General features: G+C 66.7%; 16 protein-coding genes. 12 read left to right on the forward strand and 4 right to left on the reverse strand.

What is annotated here, in order from left to right:
• Positions 1-46: 46 nt before the first annotated feature.
• The 4 genes from HB677_RS10765 to HB677_RS10780 all read right to left on the reverse strand — a co-directional run bounded on the left by HB677_RS10765 (position 47) and on the right by HB677_RS10780 (position 5,267).
• Positions 47-1,198, reverse strand: coding sequence for an ABC transporter ATP-binding protein (locus tag HB677_RS10765; protein WP_213815714.1), 1,152 nt, complete (start codon positions 1,196-1,198; stop codon positions 47-49).
• Entirely contained in the window at positions 1,195-2,850 is a 1,656-nt protein-coding gene (locus tag HB677_RS10770) for an amidohydrolase (protein WP_213815715.1), read from the reverse strand. The genes HB677_RS10765 and HB677_RS10770 overlap by 4 nt, the downstream gene beginning before the upstream one ends.
• Positions 2,847-3,503, reverse strand: coding sequence for a helix-turn-helix domain-containing protein (locus tag HB677_RS10775; protein WP_213815716.1), 657 nt, complete (start codon positions 3,501-3,503; stop codon positions 2,847-2,849). Before HB677_RS10775 ends, HB677_RS10770 begins: the two co-directional genes overlap by 4 nt.
• A gap of 387 nt (positions 3,504-3,890) precedes the next feature.
• A complete protein-coding gene (locus HB677_RS10780) occupies positions 3,891-5,267 on the reverse strand; it encodes a gluconate:H+ symporter (protein ID WP_213815717.1) in 1,377 nt (458 codons plus the stop codon).
• 167 nt (positions 5,268-5,434) lie between these two features.
• Here HB677_RS10780 and HB677_RS10785 point away from each other — a divergent pair, with 167 nt between their 5' ends.
• From HB677_RS10785 to HB677_RS10840, 12 genes are all read left to right on the forward strand, one after another.
• Entirely contained in the window at positions 5,435-6,127 is a 693-nt protein-coding gene (locus HB677_RS10785; protein WP_213815718.1) for a GntR family transcriptional regulator, read from the forward strand.
• A 100-nt stretch (positions 6,128-6,227) separates the two neighbouring features.
• Positions 6,228-7,157: a sugar phosphate isomerase/epimerase gene (locus HB677_RS10790; RefSeq protein ID WP_213815719.1), complete on the forward strand. Its 930-nt coding sequence runs from the start codon at positions 6,228-6,230 to the stop codon at positions 7,155-7,157.
• The gene (locus HB677_RS10795; RefSeq protein WP_213815720.1) at positions 7,154-8,890 is read left to right on the forward strand and encodes a dihydroxyacetone kinase family protein; all 1,737 of its coding nucleotides are present in this window, start codon (positions 7,154-7,156) and stop codon (positions 8,888-8,890) included. Before HB677_RS10790 ends, HB677_RS10795 begins: the two co-directional genes overlap by 4 nt.
• A 4-nt stretch (positions 8,891-8,894) precedes the next feature.
• Positions 8,895-9,365 (forward strand): ribose-5-phosphate isomerase, encoded by a 471-nt coding sequence (locus tag HB677_RS10800; protein WP_213815721.1) that lies wholly within the window; start codon positions 8,895-8,897, stop codon positions 9,363-9,365.
• A gap of 2 nt (positions 9,366-9,367) precedes the next feature.
• Positions 9,368-10,159: a triose-phosphate isomerase family protein gene (locus HB677_RS10805; protein WP_307852565.1), complete on the forward strand. Its 792-nt coding sequence runs from the start codon at positions 9,368-9,370 to the stop codon at positions 10,157-10,159.
• The gene (locus tag HB677_RS10810; protein ID WP_213815722.1) at positions 10,156-11,169 is read left to right on the forward strand and encodes a 4-hydroxythreonine-4-phosphate dehydrogenase PdxA; all 1,014 of its coding nucleotides are present in this window, start codon (positions 10,156-10,158) and stop codon (positions 11,167-11,169) included. The genes HB677_RS10805 and HB677_RS10810 overlap by 4 nt, the downstream gene beginning before the upstream one ends.
• 254 nt (positions 11,170-11,423) lie before the next feature.
• Entirely contained in the window at positions 11,424-12,506 is a 1,083-nt protein-coding gene (locus HB677_RS10815; RefSeq protein WP_213815723.1) for an ice-binding family protein, read from the forward strand.
• Positions 12,507-12,561: 55 nt separating this feature from the next.
• Positions 12,562-12,768 carry a hypothetical protein gene (locus HB677_RS10820; protein WP_213815724.1) on the forward strand — a complete coding sequence of 69 codons (207 nt, stop codon included), beginning with the start codon at positions 12,562-12,564 and terminating at the stop codon, positions 12,766-12,768.
• 197 nt (positions 12,769-12,965) lie between these two features.
• The gene (locus HB677_RS10825; protein WP_213815725.1) at positions 12,966-13,988 is read left to right on the forward strand and encodes a 3-oxoacyl-ACP synthase III; all 1,023 of its coding nucleotides are present in this window, start codon (positions 12,966-12,968) and stop codon (positions 13,986-13,988) included.
• Positions 13,985-16,744 carry an alpha/beta fold hydrolase gene (locus HB677_RS10830; protein WP_307852566.1) on the forward strand — a complete coding sequence of 920 codons (2,760 nt, stop codon included), beginning with the start codon at positions 13,985-13,987 and terminating at the stop codon, positions 16,742-16,744. The genes HB677_RS10825 and HB677_RS10830 overlap by 4 nt, the downstream gene beginning before the upstream one ends.
• Positions 16,741-17,721, forward strand: a complete 981-nt coding sequence (locus HB677_RS10835; protein ID WP_213815726.1) for an NAD(P)-dependent oxidoreductase — start codon at positions 16,741-16,743, stop codon at positions 17,719-17,721. The genes HB677_RS10830 and HB677_RS10835 overlap by 4 nt, the downstream gene beginning before the upstream one ends.
• 33 nt (positions 17,722-17,754) lie before the next feature.
• On the forward strand, positions 17,755-18,510 hold the full coding sequence (locus tag HB677_RS10840; protein WP_213815727.1) for a MerR family transcriptional regulator: 756 nt from the start codon (positions 17,755-17,757) through the stop codon (positions 18,508-18,510).
• Positions 18,511-18,526 lie beyond the last annotated feature (16 nt).

Raw genomic sequence — 18,526 nt, forward strand, 5'->3', positions numbered from 1 at the left:
AGATGGGGGAGGCGATGCGGAATGCGGAGTGCGGAAGGACAGTCGTTCAGGAGGTGAAGAGGCGTACGGCGTCCGCTATCCACGAGCAGACAACGGGCGAGCCGAGTTCGGTGGGCGGGTTGGCTGAGCGCGGCAAACGGGCAAGGATTTGGGCGTCACTGGCGGTATGGATGACGAGTTGAAGGCTGTGACCGAGTTCGGACACCCCGCGCAGCACCCCGTGCACCGTGTTGGGCGGCGACGATATGCCGTGGGTGGCGGCCGCCGCCGAGGCATCCACTATTACCGCCTCGGGACGCACCGAGGCGGTCACGGCTCCGCCCACGGCGGCGGGAATCTCACCCCTCGCTTGCCGGGACGAGCGCAGCGTCAGATCGGGCGTGTGCACAGTTGTCCCCGTGGCATCAAAGCCCTCGATCGTGCCGGTGAACGCGTTCTGCCGTCCGATGAACCCCGCGACAAAGGCGGACTCCGGCGCGTCGTATACCTGGGCCGCGGTACCGATCTGTTCGATGCCGCCGTCCTTCATCACGGCGACCCGGTCGCTCATGGAGAGCGCTTCCTCCTGGTCGTGGGTGACGAAGATGAAGGTGGTGCCGAGTTCGCTCTGGAGCAGCTTGAGCTCGACCTGCATCTCCTCGCGCAGCTTTCGGTCGAGGGCGCTCATGGGTTCGTCGAGCAGGAGCACCGCGGGGCGGTTGACCAGGGCGCGGGCGAGCGCGACGCGCTGCTGCTGGCCGCCAGAGAGTTGTGCGGGTTTGCGATCGGCGAATGCCGTCATCCGCACCATGTCGAGAGATCGACGTACCCGGTCGGCCATCTCCGAGCGGGCGACCCCGCTGCGGCGCAGTCCGTACGCCACGTTGTCGGCGACCGTGAGGTGCGGGAAAAGGGCATAGGCCTGAAAGACGGTGTTCACCGGACGCTTGTGCGGCGGCAGGTTTTCGACGTGCTTTCCGGAGATCTGGATGGAACCGTCGTCCGGGAACTCGAAGCCTCCAATCATCCGCAGGGTCGTGGTCTTGCCGCATCCGCTGGGCCCAAGAAGGCTGAGGAACTCGCCTGCCTGCACACTGAGGCTGAGATCGGAGACGGCCGTTGCCGTTCCGTATCGCTTGGTCAGCGACCGCAGCTCGACAGATCCGGGTGCGCCGGCGAGGGCTGCCGTCGCGGACTCGCCGGTATCGATGACACTCACGCCGACACCGCTTCCGTGGTGCTCGCCGAGTAGACGACCTCTCCACCGATGATCGTGTAGGCGACACTCGCGGAACCGATCTCGGCAACGGGGGCAGCGAAGATGTCCCGGTCGAGGATCACGATGTCGCCCGCCTTGCCCACCTCGATGCTGCCGGAGCGTGCCTCGTCATGGTTGAGGAACGCCGTGCCGAGGCTGTGGGCGATGAGCGCATCGGCGAGGGACAGCGCCTGCTCCCCGAGGAAGGGGAGGGCGGCAGCGCCGGTCGCCCCGGCGGGCGCCCGGTTCACGGAGGTATGGATGATCTCCAGGGCGTTGGCGGTGCTGACGGGCCAGTCGCTTCCCGAGGCGAGCGGCGCCCCCGCCCGCTGCAGCGAACCGAAGGGATACTGCCAGCCTGCCCGGCGGGTGCCGAGGAAGGGAATCGTGAGGGTGTCCATCTGCGCCTCGTGCCGCGCCCACAACGGCTGCATGTTCGCCACCGCGCCGAGCTCCGCGAACCGGGGGATGTCGTCGGGGTGGATGATCTGGATGTGGGCGAGTGTGTGGCGCAGGTCGCTGTCGCCGTTCGCGTCACGGGCGGCTTCGATCGCGTCGAGCGCCTCGCGCACGGCCCGGTCGCCGAGGGCGTGATAGTGAAGCTGGAAGCCAAGGGCATCCAGCTCGATCGAGAGTTCCTTGAGCGTGGTCGGATCGACGAAGCTCTTGCCGGTGTTCTCGCCCGGGCAGCCGCACGCATCGAGGTACGGCTCGAGCATTCCGGCGGTGAAGTTCTCGGCCACGCCATCCTGCATGATCTTGACCGTCGTCGCCCGGAATCCGCCGGCAAGAGCGCGCTCGCGCTTCGCGACGATTTCGGGGATCTGCTCGAGCCCCCGGTTGCGGTCCCACCAGATTGCGCCAACCACGTGGGCCTTGAGCACGCCGGACGCGGTACCGCGCAGGTAGGAGTCCAGCGGATCGGGGGTGTCGTTGGTGGCGCCCACGATGGCGTCCTGCCAGCCGGTGATACCCCAGGAGAACAGCTGTTGCTGTGCAATCGCGAGGGCCTCATCCATGTCGTCCTGGCTCGGGAGAGGCACGTGGCTGGCGACAAATCCCATCGCGCCTTCCTGAAGCGTGCCGATCGCATGACCGTCCGCGTCCCGTTCGATGCGACCGTCAAACGGGTCCGGCGTCGAGTCATCGATTCCGGCAATCTCGAGGGCCTTGGAGTTGACCCAGGCGCCGTGACCGTCGCGGTTGGGGAAAAACGCGGGGCGGTCGGGCACGATCGCATCGAGGGCCGCGGCGCTGGGAAGCCCACCGGGGAACGAATCCATCGACCAGCCGCCGCCAGTGATCCACTGGAGATCCGGGTTGGCGGCGGCGTACTCCGCGATGCGCGTGAGGTAGCCGTCGGCGGTGACGTACGGAGTGAGGTCGCACGCGATCATGTCGAGGCCCGCGTGATACGGGTGCACGTGACTGTCCTGGAAACCGGGGGAGACGGTGCCGCCCGCCGCATCGATCTCGGTGGCGCCCGGCACAGCGAGCGCATCGGGCCCGATCGCCGTGATGACGCCGTTCTCGATGAGGACGGGTTCTTCCACGACGCCCGCGGGGGTGAACACGTGGCCGCCGGTAATGAGTAAGCGTTCGGAAGTTGTCATGAGGAAGTCCCTGAGGTCTGGTGGGCTGGCGCCGGGGCGGTGAACGGGTTGAGGTCCTGTGGGGGCGTGAAATGCGAGGTGATCCAGATGGCCTGCGCTTCGGTCGCGCCGATGTTGACCGCGCGGTGGGGGATGGAGGAGAGGTATTCGATGCTGTCGCGCGGTCCGAGGATGTGGTTCTCCTCGCCGATCGAGATCTGAACGTGCCCGCTCAGCACGTAAAACAGCTCCTGAGCGTTGTCGTGGGCGTAGGCTTCCGCACCCGTGGACCCACCGACCTCGAACGTGCCCTCGTACACCTCGAGTTGCTGGATGGGCGGTCGTGACAGCAACAGTTTCTGCAGACCACCGTCGCTGGAGAGCACGGGCCGCTGGTGGGCCCGCAGCACCGGACGGGACGCGGGCGCCTCGTCCGAGAGCAGGTCGGCAACGGAGATTCCGACGGCCGTGGATATCCGCTTGAGCACGCCCACCGAAGCGCCGCGCTTGCCGTTCTCGAGCTGGCTGATGAAGCCGGCGCTGACTCCCGCACGGGCGGCAACGTCCCGGGTCGACAACCGTGCGCGCTCACGCGCGGTCCTCAGGCGCTCGCCCAGCTGGTCCTTCGTCGGCTCCGGGGAGTTGACGACGGCTGCCGTGGATTCAGAAATCATGAGGCTCATTCCGCTAAGCGGGAGTTAACGTTCTGCTTACCGAGAGACGCTACTGCTCTGCTGTGACGGTTGCTCATGTTGAATCATGTTTGCAACGCAGTGTTTACGTCGTTGAAATAGAGCGACGTCCATCGGTCGCCAGGGGACGGCCGCACTCCCATCCGCCCATTTCCGGTGGCGGTGTTACTCTGAATATCTAGCCCGTGACCGAACTGTGCGACTTTGGACGGATGCCTCAGCCGTCTGTTTTTACCCGCAACACAACTCATCACCACAGCAAGAAAGCCCCGGCCATACCGGGGCTTTTGTGGTTAATGCGGATTAAACGAGCTCGGCCCGCGATCCCCGTGGGGGAGCGCGGGCCGGTGCCGGTACTTCAGCGTGCGGCTAGGCAAGCCCGCCGACGAAGGCGCCGAGAACGAGGATGCCTCCGAGCCCAACGACTGACTGCACAGTGACCAACAGGCTCCAGGTGCGCAGAGTCTGCGGAACTGTCAGCCCGAAGTACTCCTTGAACAACCAGAAGGCTCCATCGCTGACGTGCGAGAAGATCATGGCGCCGGTACAGGTTGCGAGCACCAGCAGGGCAGGGTTGACCGACGGATCTGCCGCAATAAGCGCAGCGACGATTCCCGTGCTGGCGGAGACGGCAACTGTTCCCGAACCGAGCGCGATGCGGAAAATCGCTGCCACAATCCAGGCGAAAAGCACGGCCGGGATGGCCCAGGTCTGTGCGGCTCCGCTGATGATGTCGCTCAGTCCGATCGCGGTGAGGATCGTCTTCAGGCCGCCACCGGCGCCGATGATCAGCAGCAAGCTGACGATCGGCACGATGCTTGAACGCACAATCGCCTGGATGTCGACGAGGGTGAATCCCGAGCCCCTTCCCAGAACGATGAAGGCGAGGATGACGGCGAAGGTCAGTGACAGCACCGGGTTGCCGATGGTCTCAAAGAACGGAACGAGGAACGAACCCTTGGGGGTGACGTCGAGCCCGATGGTGCCGATGATCATGAGGGCGGGGGCAAGCAGGACGGAACTGAGGGCAGCGGCCAGGCTTGGCTCGCGAAGACGGGCCAGCGTCAGATCTCCACCGATGTGAGCGCTGGCGGCAGGGGACGACGGGTCCATGCCCACGTCCTTGCCGATGTACTTTCGCATGACGCGGGGGAACAGCCAGGCACCGACGAGCAGTACCGGGACAGCGACGATGACGCCATACAGCGTGGTAGTTCCGATGTTGGCGCCGTATGCGGTCGCGGCGAGGATCGGAGCCGGGCCCGGGGGAAGCAAGCCGTGTGCCGTCATGAGTCCCGCCGCCATGGGAATTCCCACGGCCAGGAGGCTGACGTGCAGGCGCTTGGCGATCGAGAACACGAGCGGCACGAGCAGGACGAAGGTGACTTCGAAGAGGTTGGGAAGTCCGATGATCAGCGCGACGAGACCGACGCTGATGGGCATCCAGATGATCTTGCGCTTACCGATGATGACGTCGGCGATGCGGTCGCCGCCGCCCGAGCGAATCAGGATGCCACCCAGCATCGCACCGAGGGCGATTACCACGCCGGTCACCGAAAGTTGCTTGCCAAAGCCATCGGTAAAGGTGGAGACGGCGGTCGTGACATCCAGCCCATTGACGATGCCCAGCAGAATGCTGGAGATCAGCAACGCGAAGAACGGATGCAGTTTCACGCGGGTGATCAGGATCACCAACAGCACGATCGCGAGGATCCCGCTGATCACGGTGAAGAGAGTTGAATGCACTGTGCGATTTCTCCTTTGAAATACCTCTGGGCGGATAGCCGAGGGAGGCTACAAAACAATATGCCGTCGCGGCCCGACGGAAAACTTCCTATAGGAAGAATGATCCACGAAATCGAATTGTGCAAGTTCAGCTTCTCCGAGTGATCCTCGCGGCGTTACCCTGAAGCATGGCAATCGGACCCTCGTCGCGCGGCACGTTATCCCGTCAAGTTCTCGCGGACCACGTGTACGACGAGCTGATGGTGGCGTTCATGGATGGGCGCCTCGAGGCTGACGAAGCCCTCAACATCGACTCGCTCGCCCGCGACCTGGAGATTTCACAAACGCCCATCCGGGAGGCGCTTGCACGCTTGGAATCAACGGGCCTGGTTATCCGCACGGCGCTCAAGGGCTACCGCGTCGCCCCCCTCTTTTCGCTCGAGGAAGTCGTCGAGCTGATGAACGCCCGACAATTGATCGAGCCGGAGAATGCCTTTCTCGCCTGCTCGCGGTCGACGGACGCTCTCGTTGCACAGCTCGAACAGACCATCGTCGACCTTGACCGGTCGTCCGAGCAGGCCGACTCGGTCGCGACGATCCGCCCGTATTGGCAGGCTGACGAGCGTTTCCATCGCCTGATCGCCGAAAGCACGGGCAACCGGTTCCTGCTCGCGGCGTACACGGCTCTTGGTGGTCACGTGCAACGATTCCGGCTCTTCGGTGGGCTCGGAGTGAGCGACGCGGGCCCGGCCATCGCGGAGCACACCCGGGTGCTCGACGCGTTCAAGGCCGGGGACGCCGACGCGGCCCGCGCCGGGATGGACGAACACATTTGCGGAGTGCGCACCCGAGCGGTCGCCGACGCCGCCGGAGAGCACTAACCCAGCACTCCCCACATTTGACAATCCGTACCGTCGGGTGGATCGTATAGGAAGTACGACCTACGATTTTGGCTCAGCCGAACCACACGACGAGGTGTCTATGTCATTCACTCGAGAGAGCTGGCCCATCGCGGCCGCCCTCCACCAGTTCTCCCACCCCAGCGTGCAGGACGCGTCCGTCGACGTCTGGCTGGATACCCTCCGCCAGGTCGCCTCTGTCGGGTTCGCCTCGATCGACCTCACCGACAGCTGGGTGCGCATTGGAGACCTGACGCCTGAGCGCTTCGCAGATTTCCAGCAGACTCTGTCGAGTGCCGGGATGGATGCCCCCGCGCTGTCCATCACGAGGCGCAGTGTCATTGACCCCCTCACCGGAGACGACAATCTCGCGTACACGCATCGCACCGTGGACGCCGCCGCGGCCCTCGGTACCGGGGTGCTGTCCCTCGGACTGCACCGGCCCCTCACCGTTGAGCAGAAGAAGCAACTCTGGTTCTGGAACGCGAAGAGCGACGGCGACCCCATCGAGGACTTCGATGCCTGGGAGCTTGCCGTCACTCGATTCCGCGAGATCGGCAACCATGCCGCGGATTACGGCATGCAGGTCTCCCTCGAGATGTACGAAGACACCTTCCTCGGCAGCGCCGACTCGGCGGTGCGCCTGATTAACGACATCGATCTCCCGAACGTCGGCCTCAATCCGGATATTGGCAACATCGTGCGCATGCACCGTGAGATCGAAGACTGGCGCGACATGCTCGCCAAGACGCTGCCGTACACGAACTACTGGCAGGTAAAGAACTACTACCGGGATGAGGATGCCGCGACGGGAAGCATCTTCACCGCGCCCGCGCCCCTCATGCTCGGCTTCATCAACTACCGCGAGGCCGTACGTGACGCTCTCGCCCTCGGCTTCCAGGGCGTGATCTGTTGCGAGCACTACGGCGGTGACGGACTTGCCGTCAGCGGCCTGAACGCCGACTACCTCCGCACCCTATTGCCCGCTACGTCGCAGGAGACCCGCGCATGACCTACCTCATCACCGATTCGACAACCTTCGCCGATGCCGCCATTGACGGGTTCGTGCTCGCCAATCCGCGGCACGTGCGCCGCGCGAGCGGCGGAGTCATCCGTTCCACTGTCATTCCCGACGGTCGCGTCGGCGTCGTCATCGGCGGCGGTTCCGGACACTATCCCGCGTTCGCCGGCCTCGTTGGCCCGGGTCTCGCCTCCGGCGCTGTGTGCGGCAACATCTTCGCGTCGCCATCGTCCGGGCAGGCATACCGTGTGTCGCATGCCGTCGAGCGAGGTGCCGGCGTTCTGCTGGCCTATGGCAACTACGCCGGTGACGTGCTGCAGTTCGGCCAGGCAGTCGAGCGGCTGAAGGGCGACGGGATTGACGCCCGCATGATCGCCGTCACCGACGACGTCGCCAGTGCATCCGCCGACGAAATCGGCAAGCGTCGGGGAATCGCCGGCGACCTCACCGTCTTCAAGGTCGCGGGAGCTGCCGCGGAGGCGGGGGCCTCCCTCGACGAGGTGGAGCGCCTCGCTCACCGTGCCAACGATCGCACCCGCACGTTCGGCGTCGCTTTCACTGGGTGCACTCTGCCGGGCGCGACCGAGCCTCTCTTCACCGTGCCCGAAGGGATGATGGCGATCGGCCTCGGCATTCACGGGGAGCCGGGTCTCGGCGAGGTGCCCGTGACGACCGCTCCAGAACTGGCCGAGCTGCTCGTGTCCCGTCTTCTCGGCGAACTGCCCGAGGGAATCACCACACCGGAAGGGCAGCGCGCCGTTGTGCTGCTCAATGGCCTTGGCTCGTTCAAGTACGAGGAAATGTTCGTGGTTTTCGGTGCGATTCATTCCTTATTATCGGATGCCGGTGTGCAGATCGCTTCGTCCGAGAGCGGCGAGCTCGTCACCAGCCTCGACATGGCAGGTGTGTCCCTGACGCTGTTCTGGGTCGACGACGAGCTGGAAAACCTGTGGGACGCGCCCGCGGATACTCCCGGCTACCGCACCGCGCGCATCGCAGCGGATCTCGATACCGCGGTCGCGGCGGGGGCCACCGTCGCCGCGTCCCGCCAGAAAGCCAGCACGATCGACGCCGCCGGTGCCGCTGCTGCCCTCGGCTACGCCCGGGTGGTGCACGCGATGATCCTCGCGTCGGAAGAAGAATTCGGGCGAATCGACGCCGTCGCCGGTGACGGCGATCACGGCATCGGCATGAGCCGCGGGGTCAGCGGCGCGGTGAGCGCGGCCGAGGTTGTTGTCGCCGAAGGTGGCAGCCTCAAGGAACTTCTCGCCGAAGCCGGCGAGGCGTGGTCCGAACACGGAGGTGGAACCTCCGGCGCACTGTGGGGGATCGCGCTCACCGCTGCCGGCGCGAGTCTTCCCTCCGACACCGCGATTGATCCGGCGGCTGTCAGCGTCGCGGTGGATGCGGCACTCGCCGCCATCCAGAAACTCGGCAAGGCGCAGGTGGGGGACAAGACCCTCGTCGACGCCTTCGTTCCGTTCGCCGAACGACTGAGTGCCTCCGTCGGCGATGACCTGCCCCTACCCGCGGCGTGGGCAATCGCGGCCGAGGCCTCACTGCAGGCCGCCGCCGCCACGGCCCAGCTCAAACCGCGCCTGGGACGCGCGCGTCCCCATGTCGAGCGCAGCCTCGGCCACCCCGATGCCGGGGCCACCTCGCTTTCCCGCATAGCCGTGACGATCAGTGATGCCATGGCGACCGATCCGACACAGAAGGACTAGAACCATGAGCGAACCACTACGCATTGTCATCGGAAACGACGACGCCGGAGTTGACTACAAGGACGTGCTGAAGAAGATGCTTGAAGCTGACCCCCGGGTCGCCTCGGTCGTGGATGTCGGGGTCGATGCCGATGGGCACACCGCTTACCCCCACGTCGCCGTTGCCGCCGCGCGGCTTGTCGCGGATGGGGCGGCCGACCGCGCCCTGCTCTTCTGCGGCACCGGGCTCGGCGTCGCAATTTCGGCCAATAAGGTTGCCGGCATCCGAGCGGTCACGGCACACGACAGCTATTCGGTAGAGCGCTCCGTGTTGAGCAACAACGCGCAGGTGCTGACCATGGGCCAGCGCGTCATCGGCATCGAGTTGGCCAAGCGTCTCGTGGGCGAGTGGCTCGACTACCGCTTCGACGAGTCCTCGGCGTCTGCGGAGAAGGTCGCTGCGATCAGCAGCTACGAGGAAGCTCCGCAGGACTGACTGTGCCATCCACGATCTTCGTCGGGGTCAGCACCAAGGCCTACTTCGGTTTCGCGCAGACTCTGGACTGGCTGTCCGAACTGCGGGACACGGTGGTGGCGCGCCCGGAACTCGCTACCAATGGAGTCATTCCGTTCGTGATTCCCTCGGCGCCCCTCCTTCCCCGCAGTGTTGCTCTGCTGGCAGGCACCGGGGTGCTCGTTGGTGCACAGGATCTCGGATACTCCACGGGAGCCTTCACCGGCGAGACGCCCGCGCCGATGCTGGCGGAGATTGGAGTCCGCATCGCGGAGATCGGCCATGCCGAGCGCCGCTCCCTGTTCCACGAAACTGACGAGGTCATCGAGCGCAAGCACGCCGCCGCCACCGCCGCGGGCCTGACCTCGCTGCTGTGCGTGGGTGAGCTTGATGTCAGCACGCCGGAGGAGGCGGCTCGGTTCTGCTTCGACCAGATCACAGCGGTCGTGCCATCCGCTCAGACCGCCGACGTGCTCATCGCGTATGAGCCGGTGTGGGCGATAGGAGCGGATGCCCCGGCCGCCCCCGATTACGTCAACGCAGTCATCCATGAGCTGCGCGCGCTCGTCGTTGCGCGGTATCCCGATCTCGGCGTCAGTTTTATCTACGGAGGCAGCGCCGGTCCCGGCCTGCTTCCCCTTCTCTCCGAGCTGGACGGGATTTTTCTCGGCCGCTTCGGACATGACATCGGTAACCTCGCTGCTGTTCTCGACGAGGCTCTGGCGCTGACAACTTCATCCACACCCACCCCCGACAACAAGAAGGTCGCATCATGACAACAACGCCCGCCGCGCGTCGACCGCGCATCGCCCTCACCCTCGGTGACCCCGCCGGAGTCGGACCAGAGCTCGCAGCAAAGTTGCTCGCCCGTCCCGGAACGCTCGAGTCGGCGGAGGTTTATGTCCTCGCCGATGCCGCGGAGCTGGATCGCGCCGCCGCCACCGCCGGGGTAACGATTCCCCTGAGCGACGAACCGAAGCCCGGGTTCGCCACGCTGCTGGACGACAACTCGTATCCCGAGATCCCCATCCCGATCAGAGAGGTCAGCAAGGAAGCGGGGGAGCGCGCGATGCACCAGCTCAGCCGTGCCCTCGATCTGGCCAACGCCGGCAAGGTCGACGCGATTGTCTTCACGCCGCTGAACAAGACGAGCCTGAAGCTTGCGGGAATGCACCACGAGGATGAACTGCGCTGGTTTGCCCAGGAGCTCGGCGCCACCGGGGTGACCTCCGAACTCAATGTGCTCGATGAAATCACCACCGCCCGCGTGACCTCGCACATTCCGCTGTCCGAGGTTGCCGCCCTGATCAAGGCCCCCGCGGTGACCGCTGCCATCGAGCTCCTCAACGAGGTATTGCGCGCCGCCGGCCTCGACGCTCCCCGCATCGGTGTCGCCGCGCTGAACCCTCACGGGGGAGAGAACGGCAACTTCGGCCGCGAGGAGATCGACGAGATCGCCCCCGGTGTCGAGGCCGCGCGCGCAGCGGGTATCGACGCCACGGGTCCGTTCCCGTCGGACACGATCTTCGCCGCCAAGCGGAAGGACTTCGATGGCATCGTCACGATGTACCACGACCAGGGACAGATCGCGATGAAGCTCATCGGGTTCGACGCCGGTGTGACGGTTCAGGGTGGGCTGCCGGTGGCGATCGCCACCCCCGCCCACGGAACCGCGTTCGACATCGTGGGAAAAAACATCGTCAACACCGGTGCAACCGAGCACGCGTTCGATCTTGCGGTCTCACTGGCCGCGCGCAAAATCGCTGCGGGAACCGCGGCCGCGTAGGCCCCCGACGTGAGAATCGAGCCGGTGGCGGGGATCTATTGATCCTGTCACCGGCTCTTTTGTCTCGCCCTCTCGCGGAGGTAGACGCCCTAGTTTCGGGGGCGCCGCGCGATACTAGACCGAGATGCTCGAATTGACCACCCTCGGGCCCACAATGGCTCTCCTGTTAGCGTCACGGCAAGAGGTTTAGCGAACATCGTGTTTGCTAGCGCCGCATCTGTGCGGCACCTTCTTTCGCGCAGTGGGGGATAGAAATGACTGCTCGTTCGATCCGGATGAAGCTTGAGGTGCCGCTCGCTTTGGCGCTGGCGATAGCGGCTGGCACCCTGCTGGTTCTCAGCGGTGGCACTCCTGCCCACGCCGCGGAGTCGTCCGTCGGACTTGGCACCGCCGAGAGCTTCTCCGTGCTCGGTGCGACAGCCGTCACCAACACCCTGTCGACCACGGTGCAGGGCGATCTGGGCGTCAGCCCCGGGTCATCCATCACCGGATTCCCGCCCGGACTCGTCTCCAACGGCACGGTCCACACCACCGACGCCGTGGCCGCGCAGGCCCAGGCCGCCGTCACCACTGCCTACAACGACGCGGCCGGGCGCTCCCCGCTGACGTCGGGGCTCGGCGACCTCGCCGGACTCACCCTCGTGCCCGGCGTCTACTCCGGCAACGAGCTGGGACTTACCGGCACCGTCACCCTCGCCGGCGACGCGAGCTCGGTCTTCATCTTCCAGGCGGCCAGCACGCTGATCACCGCCTCCGCCAGCCGTGTCGTACTCACCGGTGGAGCCTCGGCCTGCAACGTGTACTGGCAGGTGGGCAGTTCCGCCACCCTCGGCACCGCGTCTACCTTCTTCGGCACCATCCTCGCCCAGGCGTCGGTCACCGCGACGACCGGCGCGACGATCACCGGACGCCTGTTCGCCCGCACGGGTGCCGTGACCCTCGATTCCAACGTCATCAACCGACCGACCGGGTGCACCGCGGTTGCCGCACCCGTCCCGTCAGTGTCAGCGACGCCCAGCGCAACGCCCACCCCGGTGGCGACGCCGTCCGCAACACCGCGGCCCACCGCGTCCGCCGTGCCCAGCACCACACCGAGCGTTTCCCCGTCGGCCACCCCCGGTAGCGGGACGGGCAACGGCGGTGGCGGCGGCAACGGGAATGGCAACGGCAACGGCACGGGTACCGACACTCTCGCCGAGACGGGAGCGGACGCGATCGCGCCGTCCATCGTGGGTGCGAGCCTTCTCTTGATCGGGGCAATCCTGCTCGCGTACCGCGCGGGATTCTCCTCCACCACGGGCGGCCGCGGCCGCCACTCCACACTTCGGCGGCGGTAAGGACCGTGATGCGTCCGGCGTATTACCGAGTCGGGTCGGATACGCTGGGCGCATCATGGTCAACAGTCGCTGGGTTCGATTCAGTCTCGCCGGGATGGCCCTGTGGGTTGTCGCGCTGATTCTCAACCTCCTCACCCACAACGATCACGTCACGGTGCTTCTGCCGGTGATGATCGGGGGAGTCGTCGTTCAGTTCGTCTGTCTCTTCGTCGCCCGCTGGAACATGGGCCGCACTCCCAAGGACCGCTCGGGCCTGCGCTGACTTCCGCGGGACGGCGGCGGGCGCCAGTGCCTTAACGCTCCCCAGACGCCCGGCTGTCAACCCATAGGCGGCGCGCAGGAGGCGTCCAGCCCAAGGTTGTAGCGTGTACAGCCGGTGTCTGGAAAACGGCTAGTTTTAGATCAGAGCGCCGCTCAGCCACCTTTTTGTCAGCAGCTACAACTGGATATGGATTTTCGTTGGACGGAAACGCAACGACGACGCATCGCAACGTCGCCCTCCTGTCGGTCGCGAGTTTCATCGCCCCGCGGATCACCACCTCAGAAGACATCGATCGACGGCTGAAACCGGTCCTCGACCGCCTCCGCCTCCCCAAGGGACTCCTTCAGCGCGTCGCCGGTGTGTACGAACGCCGCAACTGGGCCGAGGGCCAGCTCTTCGACGACGCCGCCATCACCGCTGGCAAGCAGGCCATGGCCGAGGCGGGCATCGACCCGTCGCAGGTCGGGCTGCTGATCAACACGTCCGTGACGCGCAAGCACCTCGAGCCATCCGTCGCCGTCCGTATTCATCACGGACTCGGCCTTCCCTCGTCCGCGACCAACTTCGACATCGCCAACGCCTGCCTCGGATTCGTCAACGGCATGGCCCTCGCGGCGCAGCTCATCGACGCCGGCCAGATCAAGTACGCCATCGTGATCGACGGTGAAGACGCCGACGACATTCAGAACAACACGATCGACCGGCTCAGCGGTGGCGACATGAACCGCAAGGACTTCATGAGCGAGTTCGCCAGCCTCACCCTGGGATCGGGAGCGGCAGCCGCCGTGCTCGGCCCGGCAGACGCGCATCCCGAAGGCCACCGCATGCTCGGTGGCGTGACCCGCGCCGCGACCGAGTTCAACGAACTCTGCGTTGGCAGCGTCGACGGCATGTTCACCGACGCCAAGGCGCTGCTGAAGGGCGGAATGGACCTCGTTGTCTCCGCCTGGAAGGAAGCCAAGCGCGACTGGAACTGGGCTACCATGGACCGCTACATCATGCACCAGGTCTCGTCGGTGCACACCAACGCCATCGTGAAGGCCGCGGGTCTCGACAAGACCCGCGTTCCCGTCACCTACCCGCTGTACGGCAATGTCGGACCGGCGTCGATCCCGATCACCCTCGCGCAGGAGGCGTCCACCCTGAAGAAGGGCGACCGCGTGCTGCTTATGGGCGTCGGTTCCGGCCTCAACACGGCCATGATGGAAATCGCCTGGTGACCTCGCGTTTGCCCCGGGCCGCGACGGTGCCCGCACCGGCCACTCTTCCCCCGAGTGACCTGCCCGGGCTCGATCCCGCGTTCTCGCGGCTGATCGACGTGCACGAGTCCGATGGTGTCATCGGTGGCGCCCAGGACGGCGCACCGCGCACCTGGCATGTTCTCGACAATGGCCCGCGTCTGGCGCAGCTCGGCGTCACGCCCGTGGGAACGATCCTCTGCGTTCACGGCAACCCGACGTGGTCGTACCTGTGGCGGTCGCTGGTCAGTCAGGCGACGGATGCCGCGCTCGACGGCAAGCCCGCATGGCGCGTCATCGCGGTCGACCAGCTCGACATGGGCTTTTCCGAGCGCACGGGCGTTGCACGTCCACTGGCCCGCCGTGTGCGTGACCTCGACGACTTCACCACCGCCATTGGACTCGACGGTCCCGTGGTCACCCTCGGTCACGACTGGGGCGGCGTCGTGTCGATGGGCTGGGCCGTCAACCACCCGGACCTGCTGTCCGGCGTCATGATGCTCAACACCGCGATTCACCAGCCCGAGTCATCGCCGATTCCCGCGCCCCTGCGTCTCGCGCTCGGCCCCGGAATCCTCGGCCGTGCCACGGTCGCGACTCCGGCGTTCCTCGAGACGACCCTTGCCCTGGCGCATCCGCCCCTCGCGTCCGACGTCAAGAACGCGTACCGCGCGCCGTACCGCACGGCCGAGCGCCGCGGCGGCATCGGTGGATTCGTCGCCGACATCCCCGTGGATGCCGCGCACGAGAGCACCCCGGAACTCGACCGCATCGCGTCCGAGCTCACCCGCCTCACCGTGCCGACGCTCATGCTGTGGGGCCCGCGCGATCCCATCTTCGGCGACCGGTACCTGGACGACCTCGTCGACCGCATGCCCCACGCCGACGTGCACCGTTTCGAGGGTGCGGGACACCTCATCGCCGAGGACGTCGACTACGCGTCATCCGTGCTCACCTGGCTCGCCGACCAGGCGGGGCTCGAGTCGCTCGAAGCACTCGCCTCCCTCGAGTCGTTCGATGCCGCCGCGGAGCACCCGGAGGTCGGTGTCGCTCCCGGACTGCTGCTCGGCGACGCCGCGCCCGCGCGCAATCGCCTGTGGCACTACCTCGACGAGCTTCGTGACAGCGACGAGACAGCGCTCATCGAAATGGTTCCCGCACAGGGAGCAGGTCCGCGGGTCGTCAGCTGGAAGCTGCTCTCGAAGCGCGTGAACCAGATCGCCGCGGGACTCAACCGCATCGGCGTGAAGAAGGGTGACCGGGTCTCCCTCCTCATCCAGCCGGGGGCCGACCTGACCGCTGTCCTGTACGCCTGCCTGCGTCTTGGCGCGATCGTGGTTATAGCCGATGCGGGCCTCGGCCTGCGGGGACTCACCCGCGCCGTGCGCGGTGCGTGGCCCGATCACGTCATCGGGCAGCTGCCCGGGCTGGTCGCCGCCCGCGCGCTCGGCTGGCCCGGACAAAAAATCTCGACCGTGCGCTACCCGGCATCCACGGGAGCAGCCCTCGGCCTGTCACACGCACTCGCCGACATCGTCGAGCTGGGTGTCGATCAGGCGCTTCCGGAGGAGCCTGCGGCGACGGATGTCGCGGCGGTGCTGTTCACGTCGGGATCGACAGGTCCCGCCAAGGGCGTCGTGTACACGCACGACCAGCTCTCGGCCATCGTCGAAGCGCTGTCCGGCCAGTACGGGGTCGGCGTTGGCACCGGGCTCGTCGCCGGATTCGCACCGTTCGCGCTGCTCGGTCCTGCACTCGGCGCCCGCTCGGTCACGCCGGACATGAACGTGACCTCGCCCAAGACACTCACCGCGTCCGCCGTGGCCGCCGCCGTCGCGGCTGTCGAGGCGACCGTGGTGTTCCTGTCGCCGGCTGCTGTCGCGAACGTGGTTGCTACCTCCGCCGCGCTCACCGACCTCGACCGGAGCGCCTTGGCTGGTGTGCAGGACTTCCTGTCCGCCGGAGCTCCCGTATCCGAACCACTGCTGACCGCGATCGCCGCCCTCATGCCGAACGCGAGCGCCCACACGCCCTATGGCATGACCGAGGGCCTGCTGATGACGGACATCACCCTCGAGGGAATCCGCGAGGCAGCCCTTGCCGTCGATGCCGACGGCCCCGGCGGCGTCTGCGTCGGGCTCCCGACCGCCACCACGCGCGTGCGCATCAGCGCGCTCAACGCCAGTGCCGAGGCCACCGGTGAGCTGTCGACCGAGCCAGGCATCACGGGCGAGATCGTCGTCTCCGCACCGCACCTCAAGGACCACTACGACCGTCTCTGGCGCACCGACCGCGCGTCACGCATCGGTGCGATCGCCGGGGAACGCTGGCACCGCACGGGGGACGTGGGGCACTTCGACGCCGCCGGACGCCTCTGGGTGGAGGGACGCCTTCCACACGTCATCGCCGCTCCCACCGGCGTGGTCACGCCCGTGGGCCTTGAGCTGTCGTTCGAGAAGATCCCCACGGTGTCCCGCGCGGCCGCCGTCGGAATCGGCCCGGCCGGCACGCAGGCCATCGTCGCGATCATCGAGACCCAGCCACCCGCGCGCCGCGTGTCGCTGGCCTCGCCGGAGCTCGCGGCCAGCGTCCGCGCATCCGTGTCCCAGCCTGTCGCGGCCGTCATCGTGCTTCCGCACCTGCCGACCGACATTCGCCACAACTCCAAGATCGACCGAACGAAGCTGTCGCTCTGGGCCGCGCGGATCCTTGGCGGCGGGCGGATGGTCCGCCCGTGAGGGTGCTCGTCACCGGCGCGAGTGGGCTCCTGGGGTCGGCGGTCGCCGAGATTCTCCAGGCGGGTCACGAGGTTCGTACGTTCCAGCGACGCCCGTCCGGGGTGCGGGGAGCGACCGACTTTCTCGGGTCGATCACGAATCCCGCCGACATCGCCCTCGCCGTCGATGGTGTCGATGCGATCGTGCACCTGGCCGCGAAGGTTTCGCTCGCGGGCGACCCGGCCGACTTCGAGGCCGTCAACGTGGGAGGCACCCGCGCGCTGATCGCCGCCGCGCGAGGATTCGGCGTGCCACGCATGGTCTTCGTGTCGTCGCCGTCCGTCGCACACGCGGGGTCGTCGATTGTGGGGGATGACGCGCTGCCGGCCGATCCCGCACACGCCCGCGGTGATTACGCCCGCACGAAGGCTGCTGCCGAGCTGCTCGCGCTGGCCGCCGATTCGCCCGAGCTCCGCATCGTTGTCGTGCGTCCGCACCTCGTCTGGGGACCGGGTGACACCCAGCTCGTGGAGCGGGTGGTCGACCGCGCGCGATCCGGCCGGTTGCCGCTGCTCGGCCACGGTGCCGGCCTCATCGACACGATTTACATCGACAACGCGGCATCCGGAATCGCGGCCGCGCTTGACCGCGTCGACGCCGTGCATGGCAACGCCTACGTGCTGACCAATGGCGAGCCCCGGCCCGTCGCGGAGCTGCTCGCGGGAATCTGCGCCGCGGCAGGAGTCGCTGCACCCGCCTGGCGAGTCCCCGCCGTCGTGGCCCGCGCGGCGGGATCGGCGATCGAGGCGGTGTGGCGCGTGGCGCCGGGAGCGGATGAACCGCCGATGACGCGCTTCCTGGCGGAGCAACTCTCCACCGCCCACTGGTTCGACCAGCGCCGCACGCGGGACGATCTGCAGTGGGTTCCCGCGGTCTCGCTGGACGAGGGATTCCGGCGCCTGGCCGCGCACTATGCCGCCGAGGGCCTGTCACTATAGACAGCGGCACTATCAGTAGTTACAGTATCCGTTATGCGGATCTCCGAGCTCAGTGCCAAGAGCGGCCTGCCCGTGCCATCGATCAAGTTCTACCTGCGGGAGGGATTGCTCGCGGCGGGGGATCGCACGAGCCCCAACCAGGCCAGCTACGGCGACGAACACGTCGAGCGGTTGCGCCTGGTGCGGGCACTGCTGGAGGTGGGCGGGCTGTCCGTGGCATCCGCCCGCGACGTCATCGCGGCCATCGATGACAAGAACATGCCGCTGGACTGGACCTTTGGCATCGCGCAGCACGCCATCGCGGGCGGGCTGAGCATCCCGGAGTCGGACATCGTTGGGGAACCGCAGACGGACGAGAACGGTGCACCACAGTTTTCGCGGGCGACCGCCACTTCGGCGTCGGCGGGCATCAACCGCGTCGTCGGGCTCATCGACGCCGAGGGATGGTCGGTCTCGCAAGACAACCCGGGCATCGCCATGGCCGGTCACGTGATCGACGCCTACATCTCACTGGGGCGGGAATCACTCACCGCTACGGCGGCCGACTACGCGCGCGCCGCGGAAATCGTTGCCGAAGCGGATCTGGATGCCGTCGAGGCGTCGGGTGACCGCTCCGATATGGCCGAAGTCGTCGTGGTGGGCACCGTTCTCGGCGACACGTTTTTTGCAGGACTGCGGCGCATCGCGCAGGAAAACGTCTCTCATCGCCGGTACCACGGTGCCCCCTCGCCGGAACGGGATTCCCGCGGCGAGGAATCCCCTGACAGCGGGTCATCCGCTACTCCCTAGGTTTTCCGAGAGGAAG

This window comes from Glaciihabitans sp. dw_435, from assembly GCF_018449675.1.
GTDB lineage: Bacteria > Actinomycetota > Actinomycetes > Actinomycetales > Microbacteriaceae > Glaciihabitans.